This window comes from Burkholderia sp. MBR-1 (assembly GCF_013822785.1).
Lineage (GTDB): Bacteria > Pseudomonadota > Gammaproteobacteria > Burkholderiales > Burkholderiaceae > Burkholderia > Burkholderia vietnamiensis.
Map to the genome: position 1 here is coordinate 1 of NZ_CP053610.1, position 18,129 is coordinate 18,129.

The 18,129-nt window shown below is 68.1% G+C and carries 18 protein-coding genes; all 18 read left to right on the plus strand.

Annotated features, from left to right (window positions below; all coding sequences use genetic code 11):
* The 18 genes from MBR110_RS14930 to MBR110_RS15015 all read left to right on the plus strand — a co-directional run bounded on the left by MBR110_RS14930 (nt 1) and on the right by MBR110_RS15015 (nt 18,024).
* On the plus strand, nt 1-1,386 hold the full coding sequence (locus tag MBR110_RS14930; protein WP_175999693.1) for an NAD(P)/FAD-dependent oxidoreductase: 1,386 nt from the start codon (nt 1-3) through the stop codon (nt 1,384-1,386).
* A gap of 108 nt (nt 1,387-1,494) precedes the next feature.
* Nucleotides 1,495-2,577, plus strand: a complete 1,083-nt coding sequence (locus MBR110_RS14935; protein ID WP_059475666.1) for a fatty acid desaturase family protein — start codon at nt 1,495-1,497, stop codon at nt 2,575-2,577.
* A gap of 80 nt (nt 2,578-2,657) precedes the next feature.
* On the plus strand, nt 2,658-3,662 hold the full coding sequence (locus MBR110_RS14940; protein WP_045578272.1) for an aromatic ring-hydroxylating dioxygenase subunit alpha: 1,005 nt from the start codon (nt 2,658-2,660) through the stop codon (nt 3,660-3,662).
* Nucleotides 3,659-4,576 carry a hypothetical protein gene (locus MBR110_RS14945; protein WP_176322033.1) on the plus strand — a complete coding sequence of 306 codons (918 nt, stop codon included), beginning with the start codon at nt 3,659-3,661 and terminating at the stop codon, nt 4,574-4,576. Before MBR110_RS14940 ends, MBR110_RS14945 begins: the two co-directional genes overlap by 4 nt.
* A 4-nt stretch (nt 4,577-4,580) precedes the next feature.
* The gene (locus tag MBR110_RS14950) at nt 4,581-5,999 is read left to right on the plus strand and encodes an MFS transporter (protein WP_011881345.1); all 1,419 of its coding nucleotides are present in this window, start codon (nt 4,581-4,583) and stop codon (nt 5,997-5,999) included.
* Between the two features lie 78 nt (nt 6,000-6,077).
* Nucleotides 6,078-7,877 (plus strand): fatty acyl-AMP ligase, encoded by a 1,800-nt coding sequence (locus MBR110_RS14955; protein ID WP_258569984.1) that lies wholly within the window; start codon nt 6,078-6,080, stop codon nt 7,875-7,877.
* A 60-nt stretch (nt 7,878-7,937) separates the two neighbouring features.
* Nucleotides 7,938-8,897, plus strand: coding sequence for an acyl-CoA desaturase (locus MBR110_RS14960; protein WP_034194882.1), 960 nt, complete (start codon nt 7,938-7,940; stop codon nt 8,895-8,897).
* Between the two features lie 25 nt (nt 8,898-8,922).
* Nucleotides 8,923-9,906, plus strand: a complete 984-nt coding sequence (locus MBR110_RS14965) for an acyl-CoA desaturase (protein WP_011881348.1) — start codon at nt 8,923-8,925, stop codon at nt 9,904-9,906.
* 55 nt (nt 9,907-9,961) lie between these two features.
* Complete coding sequence (locus MBR110_RS14970) at nt 9,962-10,282, plus strand: acyl carrier protein (RefSeq protein ID WP_011881349.1); 321 nt, start codon at nt 9,962-9,964, stop codon at nt 10,280-10,282.
* Nucleotides 10,283-10,295: 13 nt separating this feature from the next.
* Entirely contained in the window at nt 10,296-11,393 is a 1,098-nt protein-coding gene (locus tag MBR110_RS14975; protein ID WP_011881350.1) for a fatty acid desaturase, read from the plus strand.
* Entirely contained in the window at nt 11,393-12,316 is a 924-nt protein-coding gene (locus tag MBR110_RS14980; protein WP_059462061.1) for an alpha/beta hydrolase, read from the plus strand. Before MBR110_RS14975 ends, MBR110_RS14980 begins: the two co-directional genes overlap by 1 nt.
* Entirely contained in the window at nt 12,313-12,498 is a 186-nt protein-coding gene (locus MBR110_RS14985; RefSeq protein WP_011881352.1) for a rubredoxin, read from the plus strand. The genes MBR110_RS14980 and MBR110_RS14985 overlap by 4 nt, the downstream gene beginning before the upstream one ends.
* Before the next feature lie 169 nt (nt 12,499-12,667).
* A complete protein-coding gene (locus tag MBR110_RS14990; RefSeq protein WP_011881353.1) occupies nt 12,668-13,852 on the plus strand; it encodes a thiolase family protein in 1,185 nt (394 codons plus the stop codon).
* Nucleotides 13,853-13,912: 60 nt separating this feature from the next.
* The gene (locus MBR110_RS14995) at nt 13,913-14,101 is read left to right on the plus strand and encodes a hypothetical protein (protein ID WP_014724447.1); all 189 of its coding nucleotides are present in this window, start codon (nt 13,913-13,915) and stop codon (nt 14,099-14,101) included.
* Between the two features lie 371 nt (nt 14,102-14,472).
* Nucleotides 14,473-15,672 (plus strand): aminotransferase-like domain-containing protein, encoded by a 1,200-nt coding sequence (locus tag MBR110_RS15000; RefSeq protein ID WP_045578268.1) that lies wholly within the window; start codon nt 14,473-14,475, stop codon nt 15,670-15,672.
* A 10-nt stretch (nt 15,673-15,682) separates the two neighbouring features.
* The gene (locus MBR110_RS15005) at nt 15,683-15,868 is read left to right on the plus strand and encodes a hypothetical protein (RefSeq protein ID WP_069224512.1); all 186 of its coding nucleotides are present in this window, start codon (nt 15,683-15,685) and stop codon (nt 15,866-15,868) included.
* Nucleotides 15,869-15,958: 90 nt separating this feature from the next.
* The gene (locus MBR110_RS15010; RefSeq protein ID WP_059735869.1) at nt 15,959-16,555 is read left to right on the plus strand and encodes a pyridoxamine 5'-phosphate oxidase family protein; all 597 of its coding nucleotides are present in this window, start codon (nt 15,959-15,961) and stop codon (nt 16,553-16,555) included.
* Nucleotides 16,556-16,746: 191 nt separating this feature from the next.
* Entirely contained in the window at nt 16,747-18,024 is a 1,278-nt protein-coding gene (locus MBR110_RS15015; RefSeq protein WP_011881357.1) for an epoxide hydrolase family protein, read from the plus strand.
* Nucleotides 18,025-18,129 lie beyond the last annotated feature (105 nt).

Consider the following 18,129-nt stretch of genomic DNA (forward strand, 5'->3'; position numbering starts at 1 on the left):
GTGCTAGACACCCTCATCATAGGCGCCCGCTGTGCGGGCGCCACGCTCGCGATTCATCTGGCGCGCGCCGGCAAGCGCGTGCTGGCGATCGATGCGAACCATCTGCCGAGCGATCAACCGTTGTCCACCCACTGGATTTCTCCCTACGGCATGGCGTTGCTGGACGAGCTCGAGCTCGGCGACAAGGTGCGCCGCTTCGCGCCCCCGGTGCCCAGCATGATGTACGGAAACGACGACGTGACGGGCCGCGTCGAGTACCCGGTCGGCGGGCGCTGCTCGTGCCCGCGCCGCATGGATCTCGATGCCCTGTTGCTGGAGGAGGCCCGCGCGTCGGGGGCCGAGGTGCGGGCCCGGACCCGGCTGGTCGGCCTGTTGCGCGACGGCGAGCGCGTGACGGGCGCCGTGGTCGAACATGACGGCGTGCGCGAGGAGATCCGCGCGCGGATCGTGGTGGGCGCGGACGGCCCGCACTCGACGACGGCCGAGCTCGTCGGCGCCGAGGAGTACCACGGCTATGACTGCCCGCGCGCGATGTACTGGGCGTACTGGCCGCGTCCCGACTGGTTCGACACGGATCCGCGCTATCTGGGCGGGGCGATGAACTGCACGTTCGGCGACGACATCGTCTTCGTGTTTCCGACCAACCGCGATCTTCTGCTGATCGGGGTGGCGTTCCCGAAAACGCAGTTGCCGCAGTGGAAGGGCCGCGCGCTCGAGAAGCTGACCGAAACGCTTAAGGGCAACCGCCATACGGCGCCGCTGATTACCGGTGAGCCGGTGAGCAAGGTGCTCGGCGCATTGAAGCTGCGCTTCTTCTTCCGTCAGGCTGCCGGACGCGGCTGGGCATTGGTGGGCGACGCGGGCCTGTTCATGGATCCGTCCCCCGGATTCGGCATCACCGACGCACTTCGCGATGCGCGCGCACTCGGCCAGGCCATCGTCGAGGACGACGACCGCGCGCTGGAATGCTACTGGCGCCAGCGCGACGCGACGTCGATCGACCTGTTCGAATACTCGCGCGGCCGCGGCGCACTCGGCCACAACAATCCGCTCAGCCGGATCCTGTTCGGCAAGCTGACGGCCGACCCGGTGCTGCAGGCGCGCTTGCTGGCTTCGCAGAATCGCCGATGTTCGCCGTTTGCGGTGTTCGATCCCAGCGATATCAGGAAATGGGCGGACGAGGCCATTGCCGGCGGTGAAACCGGCGTCATTCAGCCGCTGATCGACATGTCGACGCGAGGCGAGACGATCCGCGCCGAGATGGCGTTGCGCCAGCGTCTCGCCGACGAGGCGCACGCGAGGTGGGCGCAGGCATGCGAGTCGGACGATCTCGCGCCGGTGACCGCCGGTGGCGATCGCGACGTTTGCGCGAGAGCGTCGATATGAGCGCACGGAACGACGGCGCGTGGTCGTTTCGATCACGCGTATGCAAGCCGTGGCGGGGCAGTTCTGCCTGTCACCGGTCCCATGTCGAGTAAGCCGAGGAGCCATTCCATGACCATCGAAGCCACGTTGGACGGCAATGCTGCATTTTCGCGGCTCAAGCTGCCGCGACACTTCCACCAGATCAGCTCCGTCGCGACGATCCTCTATGTGGCGCACGCGCTCGCATTCTTCCTGATTCCGGCCGCGGTGGCGTTCGCCGTCGTCGATATCCCGGCGTCGGCGCCGGCCCGTGTGGCGATGGCGCTCGTCCTCGGCGTGATCGCGGGCCACGGCATGCACCTGCTGACCTTCGTCGGCCACGAGGGCATGCACACCAACCTGCATCGCAACAAGTACGTGAGCGCCGCGCTGGCGCTCATCTGCTCGTCGCTGGTGCCGGGCTTCCTGATCGTGGGTTTCAGCATGACTCACTGGAAGCACCATCGCTACACCGGTCAGGACATCGACCCCGATGTCCAGATCTATTCGCAGTACCGCACCTTCTGGTCGCGCTTCTTTCTCGCGCGCTCCCGGGGCGTACGGATCTATACGAAGAACGCCGTACGCATGGCCGCTGGCCTTCCGTGGCCGGAGAACACGCGGCTGCCGTTCAGCGAGCGCGAAATGCGCTGGATCTCGCGGATCAACATTGCACTGAACCTGTGTGCGGTGACGGCCTACGGATTCATCTGGCATCGGTCGTTGTGGCTGGGCTTCACGGTCATGCTGATTCCGTATATCGGCGTCTACGTGTTCAGCACCATCCGCGCGTACATCGAGCACACGGATACCGTGCCGGGGCGTTATCGCGACAGCCGCAGCTATACGTCGCCGATCTACACCGCGCTGTTCTTCGGCAGCAACTTCCATCTCGAACACCATCAGTATCCGGCTGTGCCGTGCTACCGGCTGCCGGCGCTCCACAAGTATCTGATGTCGCAGGGGCTGCTCGCCGCGGCACGCGCGCCGGTCGAGCCGTCCTTCTTCGGCGCGCTTCGGTATACGACGGGCCGTTTCCAGTATCCCTGCGTCAATCTGCAGTCGTCGACCGACGAATTCCTCGAGCGGATGGCGCAGGGGCATCTCGACCGCGAGGCGGCATCGATGGACGCGCCGGACGCCGATGCGTTGATCGCCGTCATGCGCAAGTAGCAACGATCCGCAAGCCGCACACCGACCCGCACGCGGGTCGGGTGTGCCGCCACGTCGCCCATGTAGCAAAGAGAGGAATCATGTTTATCGAGAATGCGTGGTATGCAGCAGCACTCTCCGCGGAAGTCCAGCGCGAGCCCTTTGCCCGGACGATCCTGAACCATAAGGTCGTCATGTATCGAACCCTGGCGGACCAGGTCGTCGCGCTCGAGGATCGATGCCCGCACCGACAGGTTCCGTTGTCCCGCGGGCGCGTGGTCGGCGACGAACTCCAGTGCTGGTACCACGGGCTCAGGTACGACTGTTCCGGCGCGTGCGTCGGCATTCCGAGTCAGAGCACGATCCCGAAGGGCGCGCGCGTGCGCGCGTTCCCCGCCGTCGAGAAATACGGCTTCATCTGGCTGTGGACCGGCGACCCCGACCAGGCCGACGAGGCGGCGATTCCGAACCATTGGGTCTGCTCGGCGCCCGAGCTCGCCGGAACGATGAGCTATTGCACGATCGCGTGCAGCTACCTGTTCGGGATCGACAACATCCTCGATATTTCACACGCCGCGTTCGTGCACGCGAAGACGCTCGGCTCGCTCGACATCGTCGAGACGCCGCCGGAAATCGTGATCGGCGAGGACGAAGTCCGCGTGCGCCGCTACTTGCGCCGCGAGAAGACGCCGCCGCTCTATACCCATATCCTGAAGCTCGACTACATCGATCGCTTCCAGGAAGTGCTCTACTGGCCCATCGGCAACACGCGGGTCGAAACGCGAGCGCACGCCTGCGACGATGCCAGCGGCCGGATCTTCCACGTCTATACGACGACGATCTTCACGCCCGCCACCGACACCACCACCCACGTGTTCGTGGGCATGCACCGCGACTTCGACGTCGACAACGAGCGGTTTACCGAGTTCACCGCGAAGGAGGTGTTCGCGACCGTGATGGAGGACAAGGACGTCGCGGAGAGCCTGCAGGCGAACTGGAGCCCCACGGCGCCGATGATCGACATCCAGCTCGACCGGCCGGCATTCGCCGCACGACGGATCCTGGAGCGAATGGGTGCGCGCGCATCCATTCGAGCGACGGTATGACGGCCGCGGCAACGGCGCGCCTGCCGGGCGCACCCGAACAAACCACGATGACGGCAGAGGCGGGCGCGACGATGAACGAGCCGGAACGGACGCTCTATGTGGGCGAGTTGCTGCAGGAACTCGGGATGTCGGCGCCGGACGAGGTCGCCTTGCATCATCCGATGATGTTCGGCGAAATCCTCGGTCGCGAGCGGGTCGAGCAACTCGCAGCGGCCGCCGCGGGCGTCTTTGCCGCGATCGAGCCGCAACACGCGTGGCGTGGCGCGGACATCGGCGGGCGCGAATGGCACGGCCGCTTCGAGGACCGCCAGATTCGCGGCGTGACGGTGGCGCGCAGATCCGGCACGCGCATCGAGGTCGACATTTTCCTCGGCTCGTTTCCGGCGCCGGTCCGGCGCGCGCTGTATGACGCGAGCCGGGATCTGGTCGACGTCGATGCGTGGGTATTGCCCGCCGAGGTCAACACCGCGTTGCCGCCGATTCCCGACGACGAAGTGCTGGATGCCAAGCTGCCGTTCGGCATCACCGACGAGATGTTTCTGACCAGCCCGGTGGCTTGCAAGCCGATACGCGGGCGCGCCGACGTCGAGCGCGTGTGCGGCCATTCGATCGCGGTCTATGGCGGGCGCGCGAGCGGGCCGCGTCTGTCGGCAGGTGCGACGACGCTGAGCCTGTGGACCGGCGAGGTCGGCGGGCTGCCGTTGGAAGTAGCCAATGTCATCTGCTGGGAAGACGAGCGCAACGTCAGGAGCATGGCAATGGCGATGCGCCCGTGGCCGGTCGTCGCGCTGTTCCAGGCGCGGATGCGGGCACGGACGCTGCCGTTTCTCGACCCGTCGTATTTCGAAGCGGACGCCGAACCCGAATCCGCATCGGGCGACGGCGTGACGCGCGCCCAGCTTCGCGAGGTATAAGGCCATGAGCGCACCCAGCGTGCCCGCTTCGCAGGCGCAGCCGAATTCGATTTCGCCGTGGCCGGTTTTCTGGATCGCGAGCGTGGCGGTGTTTCTGGTTTCGATCGACGTCACCGTGCTCTACGCGGCGTTTCCCGCGTTGCGACGGGCGTTTCCCGGCGCTGATTCGGGCGGCCTGTCGTGGGTGCTGAACGCCTACACGCTGGTGTTCGCCGCGTTGCTCGTGCCGGCCGGCCGCCTGGCCGACCTGTGCGGGCGCAAGCGGATGTTCCTGCTCGGGCTCGCGATGTTCGTCGGCGGATCGTTCGGCTGCGGGATCGCCTCGCGCATCGAGATGCTGTGGATGATGCGCGCGGTGCAGGGCGCGGGCGCGGCGCTGTTGCTGCCTGCCTCGCTGTCGATCCTGCTGGCGGCGTTCCCCGTCACCAAACGGGCGATCGCCGTGAGCCTGTGGGGCGCGGTCAGCGGCGTGGCCGGCGCATTGGGGCCGAGCGTCGGCTCGTTCCTGGTCGATCGCTTCGGCTGGCCGTGGGCGTTCTTTCTCAATCTGCCGCTCGGCGCGCTCGCGCTCTGGCAAGGATGGCGCGTGCTCGACGAGTCGCGTGACCCCGAGCGGGGCGCGCCGCTCGATCTGGTCGGCGTCGTCCTGCTGATCGTCGGCGTCGGCGCGATCGCGTTCGGGCTGGTGCAATCGGAAGCGCTTGGCTGGGCGTCGCCGAAGGTGGCGCTCGCGATCGCGGGCGGGCTCGCGATGCTGGCCGCGTTCGTCGCGTGGGCGCGCACGGCCCGTGCGCCGGCGATCGATCTGTCGTTGTTCCAGGATCGCACTTACCGCTACATCAATCTGGCGTCGCTGTGCTTCGCGATCGGCTTCGCGATGATGTTCTTCCAGACGTTTCTGTTCACCACGGGCGTCTGGTCGTACTCGCTGACGCGCGCCGGGCTGGCCGGCACCCCAGGGCCGCTGCTCGTCGTGCCGACGGCGATCGTCTGCGGCCGGTTCGCGGCGCGCGCGGGGCACCGGCTTCTGCTGGTGACGGGAAGCCTGATCTCCATGGCGGCAAGCCTGTGGTTCGCGCTGGTGCCCGGCGTCACGCCCGACTATCTGCATGCCTGGCTGCCGGGCGCGCTGCTGACCGGGCTGGGCGTCGGGATGGTCATGCCTTCATTGTCGGCTGCCGCGGTTGCGCATCTGCCGCCCGCGCGGTTCGGCGTCGGCTCGGCCGTGAATCAGGCGATACGCCAGATGGGATCGGTGTTCGGCGTGGCGCTGACGGTCGCCATCACCGGCAATGCGATCACGCGGCTCGCCGAATTCCACACGCTCTGTTACCTGCAGATCGCGCTCGCGCTGGCGACGGCGATCCTGTGCGCGCCGGTGGATACGCGACCGCGCGTGCTCGCCTCCGCGGCGGCGCGTTGAGGGCGGCGCCGTGTTCGGCCCGGCGCCGGGCATGACGATTTGACCGAAACAATACGAAACCGATTATCCGAGGGTCTCATGATGGCCGGTAGCATTCCTCCCTCCGCTCTGCTGGCGGAGCGCACGACCTCGTCGCTGCTCCATGTGCTTCGCGAGCGTGCCGAGCACACGCCGGAGCGTGTCGCGTTCCATTTTCTGCGCGACGGCGAGGACGACGTCGCGAGCTGGCCCTACGGCCAGTTCGCCGCCGCTGCGGCCCACGTGCGCGATCTGCTCGTGCAGCACGCGCTGCACGAACGCCGCGTATTGCTGGTGCTGGAACCCGGTCTCGGTTACGTCGCGGCGCTGTTCGGAATCCTGCTGGCGGGCGCCACCGCGGTGCCTTCGTTTCCGCCGGCCGGCTCCCGCGCCGTGGCGCGTTTCGCGTCGATCTGCCGCGACGCCCGTCCCGACGTGGTGATCGCCGGCAAGCAGCATCGCTCGCTGCAACAGGAGCTCGACCGGCTGCACGACGGCGCGCGCGTCGCGCCGGCGTTGCTGACGATCGACGAGCATGCCTTCGACGCCATCGACGCATCGGCGCACGACTTCGGGCGCGTGCTGGAGCAGGGCCTCGATCTGGAGCGGCCGGCGCTGCTGCAGTACACGTCGGGATCGACGGGCGAGCCGAAGGGCGTCGTCGTCACGCACCGGAATCTCGTCAGCAACTGCGCGGTGATCGCCGAGCGGCTCGGCGCCGATCCGGAGCGCGTCGGCTGCACGTGGCTGCCGCCGTATCACGACATGGGCCTGATGGGCGCGCTGCTGCTCGCGGTGTTCAGCGGCTTTCCGCTCGTGATCCTGTCGCCGCAGCATTTCGTTCAGCGTCCGTATCGCTGGCTCAAGGCGATCAGCGACTACCGCGTGACCACCAGCGTCGCGCCGAATTTCGCATTCGACCTGTGCGTCGACCACATCAGCGACGAAGAAGCCGCCACGCTCGATCTCGGCTCGCTGCAGCACGTGTTCTGCGGCGCGGAGCCGGTGAGCCACGCGACGCTCGAGCGCTTCGCCGCGCGCTTCGGCCAGCATGGCTTCGAGCGCCGCGCCGTGGTGCCGTGCTACGGAATGGCGGAGGCGACGCTCTACGTGTCCGGCAAGCCCGGCTGTTCGCCGATCACGCTGATCGACGTCGACAAGGAGGCGCTCGCCCGCGGCCAGTGCGTGCCGCACGACGCGCAATCCGACCTGCTCGGGCGCACGACGCTGGTGGGCTGCGGGCCCGTGGCGGCCGGCCATCGGCTGCTGATCGTCGATCCTGCGACGAAGCGCGTGCTGCCGGAGCGCAGCATCGGCGAAATCTGGTTCAGCGGTCCGAACGTCGCTGCCGGCTATCTCGGCCGCGCGGACAGCGACGACGTGTTCGCGGCGGCGGTCTGCGACGAACGCGGCGACGCCGATTCGGCGCGCTACCTCCGCACCGGCGATCTCGGCTTTCTGAACCACGGCGAGCTGTTCGTCACGGGCCGGATCAAGGACGTCGTGATCGTCGCCGGGCGCAACCTCTATCCGACCGACATCGAAGGATCGGTGCAGGCCGCGCACGATGCGATCCGAACCAACGGCGTGGTGGCGTTTTCGATCGACGGCGGCCCGCGGGAGTCGCTCGTCATCGTTGCGGAGCTCAAGCGCTCGCGGCGTCTGAGCCCCGAGCAAATGGGCGAGGTGCGAGCGGCGATCACGCTGGCGGTCACGCGCGATCACGGCGTGGCGCCGGCGGTCGTGCACCTGGGGCCGATGGGCGCGATTCCGCTCACGACCAGCGGCAAGGTGCGCAGGCAAGCGTGCAAGCAGGCGTTCCAGCAAGGCAGCCTGAGCACGCTCGAGGCCCGCGCCTGAGCCGTTCGCCGCTTCCGCATTCCCGATTTCCATTGTCGCTGTCTTTCTTCGGAGCCAGTCATGGCTGAAGCAGATCTCTCGTCGTCGCGAACACCCGCGACCGCCCGTGCGGCCGACGCCGACACCGACTCGCGCGCGCGCCGGCTCGCTTATCTGACCGTCGGCGTTCCCGCGCTCGGTTTCGTGCTCGCGATTGCCTACACGTGGACATACGGCGTGCGCGCCACCGACTTCATCCTGCTCGCGGTGATGTATTTCTCGACCGCGATCGGCGTCGAAACAGGCATGCACCGTTACTTCTCACACCGTGCGTTCAAGGGACGGCCGATCGTCACCGTGATGCTCGGCGTATTCGGCAGCATGGCCGCCCAGGGGCCGATCCTGTTCTGGGCCGCGACGCACCGCATGCACCACGCGTTCACCGATCAGGACGGCGATCCTCATTCGCCGCTGCCGCGCGCGAACCGCCACGGCCAACCGAGCCGGCTCGCGGGCCTTTGGCACGGTCACGTGGGCTGGCTGTTCAGCGTGCGCCGCGAGAACTGGAGCGCGTATGCCGCGGACCTGCTGCGCGACCGCCTGATCGTCAATCTCAATCTGCGCTATGGGTGGTGGGTGCTGCTCGGCCTCGCGCTGCCCGCGCTGGCGGGCGCGTTGCTCGCGCCGGCCGGGCAGGCCTTGACCGGCGCCGTCGGCGGTTTCCTGTGGGGCGGGCTCGCACGGATCTTCCTGCTCGATCAGTCGACCTGGGCCGTCAATTCGCTGTGCCACACCATCGGCACCCGCCCGCACGCGACGCGCGACCACAGCCGCAATCTGGGCCTGCTCGCGATCGTCTCGGTGGGCGGCGCGTGGCACAACAACCATCACGCACAGCCGGCCTTCGCCAACAACGATCACGCGTTCTGGCAGCTCGATCCTTCCGCCTGGGTCATCCGCCTGCTCGACGCGCTGGGGCTCGTCACGGAGGTGCGCTATGCGCCCAAGCGCCGCGCGACGGCTCCTTCAATTTCGCCGTAATCCTGTTTAGCGTCTGGAGATTCCTATGAATTCGTCGATTCAGGTTGCACCCGGCGTGACTGCCGCAGGCGGGCTGTCGGCCGCCGACGGGCAGATCCCCGGTGTTTCGCCGCTGCTGGGCAGCGGGGCGCGCGTCAAACGCCTGACCGCCCTGGCCGTGATGCTGGTGCCGCTGGCCGGCTTCGCGCTGGCCGTGCGCCAGCTCGTGCTGGGCGAGTTCGCCGCCACCGATCTCGTGCTGTTCGCGGTGTTCTATTTTCTGCACATGGGCGGGATCACGATGGGCTTCCATCGGTATCTCGCGCACAAGACGTTCCGCACGTCGAAGTGGTTCGAAGGGCTGCTGCTGATCTGCGGGTCGATGGCCGCGCAAGGACCGATCATGTTCTGGGTGACGACGCACCGCCGACATCACCTGTACAGCGATCAGCAAGGCGATCCGCATTCGCCGAATCTGGCCGGCAAGGGCCTGTTCGCGAAGCTGCGCGGCCTCTGGTATGCGCACATGCCGTGGATGCTGGCCCCCGACGTCTCGGGCTGGACCTTCTTCGCGCCCGACGTGCTGCGCGATCGCCGCCTGTTCTTCTATCACCGCACCTACGCCTGGTGGATCGTGCTCGGCCTCGTGCTGCCGGCCGCGATCGGCGGCGCCGTCGCCGGCTCGTGGCTCGGTGCATGGAACGGCCTGCTGTTCGGCGGATTGGCGCGCATCTTCGTGGCCAACCAGGCCGCGTGGTGCGTGGGGTCCGTATGCCACATGTTCGGCGGCCGGCCGTTCAAGACCGGGGACAACAGCGCGAACAACTGGACGGTCGCCGTATTCACGTTCGGCGAAGGCCTGCAGAACAACCACCACGCATTCCCCGCGTCATACCGCCATTCGGTGAAGTGGTACGAGCCGGATCTGAGCGCCTGGGTGCTGTGGACGCTCGGCAAGCTCGGCATCGTGCGCGATCTGCGTCAGCCGACGCCGGCGGCGATCCGCAAGCTCGCCAAGCAGCCGTATTGAAGCTAGTTGCCGTCGTCATTCAGTTCATCTCCCTCGTACGGAAGGATTAGTCATCATGTCTCAAGCTGGAATCCTGGGCGGCCTGTTCGGCCGCAAGAAGGCGGTGGCCGCCGATGTCGGGCCGCTCACCGAAGCGTCGATCCGCAACTGGTTGATCGACCGGCTCGCCAAGCAGCTGAAGCTCGAGCGCGCCGCGATCGATCCCGCCAAGCGCTTCGACGAGTACGGGCTCGATTCGATCGTCGCCGTGCAGGTGTCGGGCGATCTGGAGAAGGTGGTCGAGCAGCGGCTGTCCCCGGCGCTGCTGTTCGAACACAACAGCATCGACGAGCTGGCGCGCCACCTGTCGACCGAGCTCGGTCTGCAAGCGGCGTAAGCGGGAGATCGACATGGCGAAAACCTATACGGTCCCCAGCGCGCCGCCGGCGCGTTTCGACGAATTCATGCAGAAGTCGAAGTCGCTCGAGGGCGTGCGGCTGACCGATGCGATTCCGAAATCCCTCTACGAGCCGCGCGTATGGCGCGGCATTCTCGGCTTCGTGGTGAGCTATGCGGCGTATATCGGCGCGCTCGTCGGCATCGCTTACGCGCCGCACTGGTTGTTCTACGTTCCGCTGTGGCTGCTGGCCGGCCTGGGCGGCTGGGGGCTGCATTGCATCGCGCACGATTGCGGGCACAACTCGTTTTCGCGCGTCCGATGGTTCAACCTGGCGATCGGGCACCTGTCGCTTCTGCCGCTGCTGTATCCGTTTCACGCGTGGCGCCACACGCACAACCTGCACCACGCGAATACCAACAACCTCGAGCTCGATACCGACTGGCGGCCGATTCCCGCGCCGCTTTACGATCGCATGCCGCTGTTGAAGCGGCTCGAGTACGCCGGCACCCGCAAGTGGCTGTTCTGGGCCGGCACGGTGAGCTACTGGAAGGAATCGGGCTTCCGTCCGGGCTTCTATCCGAAGCGCGAGATGCGGCGCGACGTGAAACGCTCGATCGCGTTCGTCCTGTTCGCGTCCGCGCTCTATTTCCCGGCGCTCATCTACTTCACCGGCATCACCGGCCTGTTCCTGTACTTCGTCGTGCCCTGGTTGATGATTCATGCGTGGTTCAGCGCCACGACGCTGATGCATCACACGTCGGACGAGATCCCGTTCCTGCCGTCGCAGCACTGGACGCCGAACGCCAGCCGCCTGCTGGTGACGACCGACTACCGGTATCCGAAGTGGCTGCACTTCATGACGCACAACATCTCGGTGCATACGGCGCACCACGTCGCACCGATCGTGCCGTTCTACAACCTGCCGAAGGCGCAGGCGGCGCTCAAGCAGGCGTTTCCGGGAATGATCCGCGAAAAGGATTTCTCCTTCGGCGATCTGTGGCACGTGATCGGTCACTGCCATTTCTACGACACCGAGTCGGGTTACTACCGCAGCCTGTCCCGGGAGGCCGTGCCGGTCGGCGCGCGTGCGGCGGCGGAGGGCCGGTGATGGCGGCAGCGAACCCTACCGACGTCTCGCCGCTCGCGCGGCGCAAGGCCCGGAAGCCGTCGTGGCGCGTTCGGCTCGGCCGTCGCGCGCTGCGCGTGCTGACGACCTTCGCGCCGCACGCCGCGGGGCGCCGGGCGGCCGACACGTTCGGCTTCACGCGCGGCTACGGGCTGCCCGTCAGCGACCGCGTGCCGCTCGGTGCGAAGGAGGCGTCCATCGACGGCAACGCGGACATCGACCGCGCCTATCACTGGGAGGGCGGCGCATCGCGCGTGCTGCTCGTGCATGGCTGGGGCACCGACAGCAGCAGCATGCTGAGCTTCGTGAAGCCGATGCAGTCGCTCGGCTTCTCGGTGGCCGCGTTCGACGCGCCCGCGCATGGCCGTTCGCCGGGCAAGCATACGACGATGACGCAGTTCACCCGCGCGACGGGTGCGGTGCTGGATGCGATCGAAGGCGCGCAGGTGGTGATTGCGCATTCGCTCGGCTCGATCGCGGCCGTCTCGGCGCTGGCCGAGCGCTCGCGCCGCGCGTCGTTGCGCTGCCTCGTGCTGATCGCCCCGACCAGCGGGCTGACCGAGGTGCTGGAGCGCTGGGCCAGCCGCGACATGGCATTTCCGCGTCCGGTGGTCGAGCGCATCTATGCGGAGCTGCAGCTGCGCAACGGCGTGCCGGTCAGTCACTGGGATCTGCTCGCGCGCGGCGCGTCGCTCGACGTCCCGGTATTGGTGGTGCACGACCCGGCCGATTCGGTGGTGCCGTACGGCGAGGCGCAGCGCGTCGTGGCCGGACTGCCGGACGCGACGCTGTGGCCGGCGCCGGGTGCGGGGCACGGCCGCATCCTGTCGGATGCGAGGGTACGCGAGCAGGTGCGCGAATTCGTGACGCGACAGACGTCGAACCTGGGAGAGATGGCGAGATGAGCACGACGGCGGTAGAGATGCGCACGCTGATGTGTCTGGTGTGCGGCTGGATTTATTCGGAACGGCACGGTGCGCCGGAAGACGGCATTGCACCGGGCACGCGCTGGGAAGACATTCCGGCCAAATGGAAGTGTCCCGAGTGCGGCGTCGGCAAGGAGGATTTCGAAATGGTCTCGATCTGACGCGATGGCGGGGCGCGCGTCGCCCCGCCATCGGTGCGTGCGTCGGCACACGAGAGCGCTTTACGAACGTGCCGGGCATGCGAATGCAGGCGTTCCTTTCCCGCAAGCGCCGCGTCGAGTTGGGGCGGCATCCGTCCCGCATGAAGCGGGCTTTGAATGGAGTGTTGAAATGGTTGCTCGACAGGTAGTGATCTGCAGTCCCGTCCGGACGCCAATCGGCGCGTTCGGCGGCACGTTGAAGGACGTTGCGGCGACGGCGCTCGGCGCGGCCGCGTTGCGCGAAGCGGTGCGTCGCAGCGAGATCGATCCGGCGGAGCTGGCGTCGGTCGTGATGGGCAACGTCGTGCAGGCCGGCAACAAGATGAATCCCGCGCGTCAGGCGGCCGTCGCGGGCGGCATTCCCGTGACCGTGCCCGCGCTGACGGTCAATCGCGTGTGCGGCTCCGGTGCGCAGGCCATCGCGAATGCGGCGCAGGACATCTGGCTCGGCTTCGGCGAGGTTGCGGCGGCAGGCGGAATGGAGAACATGGACGGCGCGCCGTATCTGCTCGGCGGCGGCCGTTGGGGCTATCGGATGGGCAATGCCGAGATCGCCGACAGCATGCTCGTGGATGGCCTCGTCGATGCGTTCTCCAACCTGCATTCGGGATGGCACACGGAAGACCTCGTCGCGATGAAGGGGATCACGCGCGAGCAGCAGGACCGCTGGGCGGAACGTTCGCAACGGCGCTTCGCCGACGCGCAGGCGCGTGGGGCATTCGACGCCGAACTGGTGGCGGTCGAGGTCGCGGGGCGCAAGCAGACCGTCCGATTCGAGCGCGACGAGCAGCCGCGCCCGGACACGAACTTCGAGTCGCTTGCGAGGCTGAAGCCCGCATTTCGCGCTGACGGCACCATCACCGCCGGCAATGCGCCCGGCCTGAACAGCGGTGCGGCGGCGATGATCGTGGCCGAGCGGCGTTATGCCGAGACGCGCGGCATCGAGCCGATCGCCACGCTCGTCTCGTACGGCGTGGGGGCGGTCGAGCCGGGCCTGTTCGGACTCGGGCCGGTGCCGGCAGTGAAGATGGCGCTCGCGCGTGCCGGGTGGTCGATGAACGACGTGGAGCGGTTCGAGATCAACGAGGCCTTTGCCGCCGTGCCGATCGCGGTCGCGCGCGAGCTCGGCATCGACGAAGAGCGGATCAACGTCGAAGGCGGCGCGATCGCGCACGGTCACGCGATCGGCGCGACCGGTGCCGTCCTGACCACCCGTCTTGCACATTCGATGCGCCGCGACGGCATCAAGCGCGGCATCGTGACCTTGTGCATCGGCGGCGGCCAGGGCATCGCTCTCGCGCTCGAAGCCGTCTGACGGCAGCCCGGCCCCGACGACGGCCGGCAGCGTCCGGACCATCAGGATCACGGAGAAGACATGGACGAGCGTTCAGCACTGGAAGACCTGAGTGCCCTTGCCGCGACCGGGCATACGACGGCGCATGCCGAGCTTGCGCGCAAATGGTTGGCCCATTTCGGGGCCGACCGCGTGCAGGACCTCGACCTCGGCATGCTCGAGGCGATTGCCTGCTATGTCCGCGACGGCATAGCGCCGCCGCACGGATAGCGCGCGCTTGCGGGCGGCCGGGCCACGGCGCGCCTTGCCGATGCTGCGTCGTGGTGCGTACCGCTGACGATGCGGCGAACTCGCGCCGTGGCCCGGCCGGCCGTGGCGTCGCCGGTGGCAGCTTGCCCGACGGCCGGCCGCACACGTCCGTCAGAGCGGCCGGGCCTCGCTTCGCAACGCCGCAAGGCGCGCGTTCGCCGCGCGCCAATTGATGACCAAACCGCAAGACCTAGTGCGTAGATATCGTTTGCCGCAGCGTTAATGACTGTCGACAATCGTGGCTCGAATTCCCCGCGGCGTGCGCCACGCGCGCCGCGGCGCGCGGCCCCGGCGGCTATCCCGGCCGTCGCCGCCATCCAGCTCACGACGACATGTACGCGTTCACGCCTTCCTTCCAGAATCCCGCCGGTTCGCCGATCCGCGAGCTGTTCAAATACCTGTCCGAGCCGGGAATGATCTCGTTCGCGGGCGGCTACCCGGCCAGCGAGCTGTTCGACGTCGACGGCCTGAACGCGGCCGCCGAGCGTGCATACGCGCAGCCGGTCCGCTGCCTGCAATACGGCCCGACCGACGGCCTCGCCGAACTGAAGCAGCAGCTGATCGCATTGATGGCGCGCCGCAACGTGGCCTGCACGCCGGCCGAGCTGCTCGTCACGACCGGCTCGCAGCAGGGCCTCGACCTGCTGCTGCGCGTGATGGTCGCGCCCGGCGACGTCGTGCTGACCGAACAGCCGGCATACCCGGCGACGCTCGCGGCGCTGCGTCTGCAACAAGCGCACGTCGTGACGATTCCCGTCGACGGCCATGGCCTCGACGTCGAACGCCTCGCGTCGCAGCTCGAAGCCGGCGCGATTGCGCGGCCGAAGCTGCTGTACACCGTCCCGACCTTCGCGAACCCGACCGGTGCGACGCTCAGCCGCGAGCGGCGCATGAAGCTGCTGCGTCTCGCGGTGCAATACCGTTTCCTGATCGTCGAGGACGATCCGTACGGCGATCTGCGCTTCGCGGGCGAAGCGGTGCCGTCCATGCTGGCGCTCGCGAGCGAAGTCGACGGCGCACGCGACTGGATCGTGCACTTCGCGAGCCTGTCGAAGATCGTCGCGCCGGGGCTGCGCGTCGGCTGGACCATCGCGCCGCCCGAGATCGCGCGGCGTTGCGTGATCGCGAAGCAGACGGTCGACCTGTGCAGCACGCCGTGGACGCAGGCGACCGCCGCCGAGTATCTGGCCGACGGTGCGCTCGAACGCCATCTGCCGCGCATCACGGCCGCCTACCGGCGCAAATGCGACGCGCTGTGCGACGCACTGCGCGACGGTTTCGGCGCGGCGATCGCCTTCCATCGCCCCGAAGGCGGAATGTTCGTGTGGGCGCGGCTCGGCGACGTGTCGTCCGACGCGCTGCTGCAACGCGCCATCGCGAACCAGGTCGTGTTCGTGCCGGGCAAGGCGTTCTTCGCGGACCACGTCGACGCCGCATCGCTGCGCCTGTCGTTCGCCGCGCCGGACGTCGACGCGATCCGGGAAGGCGTCGCGCGCCTCGTGCGCGCGTATCGCGCGGCGCTCGCCGCGTGAGGCGGCCTCGATGAGCATCGTCACCGACGGCGTCGGATCGACCGGCGCCGCGCCGGTCGTCGCCGCTATCGGGCCGGCCGCGCATCGGTCGTCGCAGATCGGCGCAGGGCCGCAGTACGTCGCGGACGTGCTCGGCCGCTTCGCCGCGGAGCCGGGCGACACGACCGCGGCGACCGTGGTGCGCGGCTACAACTGAGCCGCCCGGCGCACCGCGGCTCACGCGGGAAGCGCGCCGGCGGATCGGTTAAGCTGGCGCGATCGAATTCCTCAACCGCGCCGCGCCATCATGTCCGTTCCAGCTGCCGACTCGCTCGCGCACGTCTACGACCGTCTGTGGTCCTGCCTCGAATCCGGCGTCGGGCCGCAGCGCTCGCCGTTCACGATGGTGCAGGCCGCGACGCTCGGCGTCGACGGTGCGCCGAAGGTGCGCACCGTCGTGCTGCGACAGGCGAGCCGTGCGGAGCAGCGGCTGTCGTTCCACACCGATGCACGTTCGGACAAGGTCGCGGAGCTGCGCCGCGATCCGCGCATCGCGATCGTCGCGGCCGATCTCGATGTGCTCGTGCAGATCCGTGTCGAAGGCATCGCGTCGATCTGCGACGACGACGCGCGGCGCCGCGCGATCTGGGCGTCGAGCCGTCCGCATACGCTGCTGTTGTATCGCGCGCCGCTGCGGCCCGGCACGCCGATCGACGCGCCCGGGCACGCGCATGTCGCGCCGGCTCCCAGCACGGCATCCGCCGCCGACGGCTACGCGAACTTCTGCGTGCTCGACGTCGCCGTGACGCGCATCGACTGGCTCGACCTCGCGCGCAGCGGCCATCGCCGTGCGCTGTTCGAGCTGCACGACGACGGCTACGACGGGCGCTGGGTCGCACCTTGACCGCACCTTGACCGCACCTTGACCGCGCCGCGCGGCGCACGGCTACAAACGCATACGTACCGGACAAACTCGCGATACATCGGACCTTTCAAATGGGCGACGCCGCACGACCGCGTGCGCCCGCTCGACAGACGGCGCGCCGGCGCGCGCGGCATGTTCACTTTCCACTTCAAGAAAGGAGATGCCGAACGATGTCTTCCACACCTTTTTCCCCGCTGCGTCGCCATCTGCTGGCGTCCTCCATGGCAGCCGGCGTATCGGCGATGCTGCCCACCGCGCTGCACGCGGCCACGGGCAACACCGGCATACGGCCGTTTACCGCTCGCATTCCCGAGCGGGCGCTGACCGACCTGCGCCGCCGCATCGCGGCGACGCGCTGGCCCGGCCGCGAGACGGTCGCCGACGAATCGCAGGGCGTGCGGCTCGCGCGCATGCAGGCGCTGCTGCAGTACTGGGGCAGCGACTACGACTGGCGCAAGGGCGAAGCGCGGCTGAACGGCTTCCCGATGTTCATCACCGAGATCGACGGGCTCGACATCCACTTCATCCACGTGCGGTCGCGGCACGCGAACGCGCTGCCGATGATCATGACGCACGGCTGGCCGGGCTCGGTGTTCGAGCTGGTGAAGGCGATCGGCCCGCTGACCGACCCGACCGCGCACGGCGCGAGCGCCGACGATGCATTTCACGTCGTCGTGCCGTCGCTGCCGGGCTTCGGCTTCTCGGGCCATCCGGCGAAGCCCGGCTGGGGCTCCGACCACATCGCGCGCGCCTGGGGTGAACTGATGGCGCGCCTCGGCTACACGCGCTTCGTGTCGCAGGGCGGCGACTGCGGCTCGGTGATCTCGCACCGGATGGCGATGCAGCGCGTGCAGGGGCTCGTCGGGATTCACGTGAACATGCCGGCGACGGTTCCGCCCGACATCGCGGCGCTGCTGCAGACCGACGCGCCGGCGCCGGCGTCGCTGTCGGCGAAGGAGCGGGCCGCCTACGAGCAGCTCGCGACGTTCTATCGCGACAACACCGGCTATTCGGCGATGATGGTCACGCGTCCGCAGACGGTCGGCTATGCGCTCGCCGATTCGCCGTCGGGGCAGGCCGCGTGGATGTACGACAAGATCTCGCAGTGGACCTACAGCGGCGGCGTGCCCGAACGGTCGATCCCGCGCGACGAGATTCTCGACGACATTTCGCTGTACTGGCTGACCAACTCGGCGACGTCCTCCGCTCAGATCTACTGGGAGGATCACTCCAACAACTTCAATGCGGTGGACCTCTCGCTGCCGGCCGCGATCACCGTGTTCCCCGGCGAGATCTATCAGGCGCCGCGGAGCTGGGCCGAGCGCGCGTATCACGACCTGATCTACTTCAACGAAGTCGACAAGGGCGGCCACTTCGCGGCATGGGAGGAGCCGGAGCTGTTCGCCCGCGAGGTGCGCGCCGGATTCCGGCCGTTGCGGCGCGCTTGAGCGCGGCGGCTGCCGGCCTCGACGTCGGCGGGCCGCCCGTGCGGCCCGCATCGTGCCGCGGCGCCCGCAATTTTGAATCGCCTTGTGTCATCCGCAATTGCAGAT

Excerpts from the sequence above, each read along its gene's own strand:
- MBR110_RS14970 (WP_011881349.1), top strand. The coding sequence starts at position 9,962 with ATGTCTCAAGCTGGAATCCTGGGCGGCCTGTTCGGCCGCAAGAAGGCG.
- MBR110_RS14990 (WP_011881353.1), top strand. The coding sequence starts at position 12,668 with ATGGTTGCTCGACAGGTAGTGATCTGCAGTCCCGTCCGGACGCCAATC.
- MBR110_RS14980 (WP_059462061.1), top strand. The coding sequence starts at position 11,393 with ATGGCGGCAGCGAACCCTACCGACGTCTCGCCGCTCGCGCGGCGCAAG.
- MBR110_RS14940 (WP_045578272.1), top strand. The coding sequence starts at position 2,658 with ATGTTTATCGAGAATGCGTGGTATGCAGCAGCACTCTCCGCGGAAGTC.
- MBR110_RS14965 (WP_011881348.1), top strand. The coding sequence starts at position 8,923 with ATGAATTCGTCGATTCAGGTTGCACCCGGCGTGACTGCCGCAGGCGGG.
- MBR110_RS14960 (WP_034194882.1), top strand. The coding sequence starts at position 7,938 with ATGGCTGAAGCAGATCTCTCGTCGTCGCGAACACCCGCGACCGCCCGT.
- MBR110_RS15000 (WP_045578268.1), top strand. The coding sequence starts at position 14,473 with ATGTACGCGTTCACGCCTTCCTTCCAGAATCCCGCCGGTTCGCCGATC.
- MBR110_RS14955 (WP_258569984.1), top strand. The coding sequence starts at position 6,078 with ATGATGGCCGGTAGCATTCCTCCCTCCGCTCTGCTGGCGGAGCGCACG.
- MBR110_RS14975 (WP_011881350.1), top strand. The coding sequence starts at position 10,296 with ATGGCGAAAACCTATACGGTCCCCAGCGCGCCGCCGGCGCGTTTCGAC.
- MBR110_RS14985 (WP_011881352.1), top strand. The coding sequence starts at position 12,313 with ATGAGCACGACGGCGGTAGAGATGCGCACGCTGATGTGTCTGGTGTGC.
- MBR110_RS15015 (WP_011881357.1), top strand. The coding sequence starts at position 16,747 with ATGTCTTCCACACCTTTTTCCCCGCTGCGTCGCCATCTGCTGGCGTCC.
- MBR110_RS14945 (WP_176322033.1), top strand. The coding sequence starts at position 3,659 with ATGACGGCCGCGGCAACGGCGCGCCTGCCGGGCGCACCCGAACAAACC.
- MBR110_RS14935 (WP_059475666.1), top strand. The coding sequence starts at position 1,495 with ATGACCATCGAAGCCACGTTGGACGGCAATGCTGCATTTTCGCGGCTC.
- MBR110_RS15005 (WP_069224512.1), top strand. The coding sequence starts at position 15,683 with ATGAGCATCGTCACCGACGGCGTCGGATCGACCGGCGCCGCGCCGGTC.
- MBR110_RS14950 (WP_011881345.1), top strand. The coding sequence starts at position 4,581 with ATGAGCGCACCCAGCGTGCCCGCTTCGCAGGCGCAGCCGAATTCGATT.
- MBR110_RS14995 (WP_014724447.1), top strand. The coding sequence starts at position 13,913 with ATGGACGAGCGTTCAGCACTGGAAGACCTGAGTGCCCTTGCCGCGACC.
- MBR110_RS15010 (WP_059735869.1), top strand. The coding sequence starts at position 15,959 with ATGTCCGTTCCAGCTGCCGACTCGCTCGCGCACGTCTACGACCGTCTG.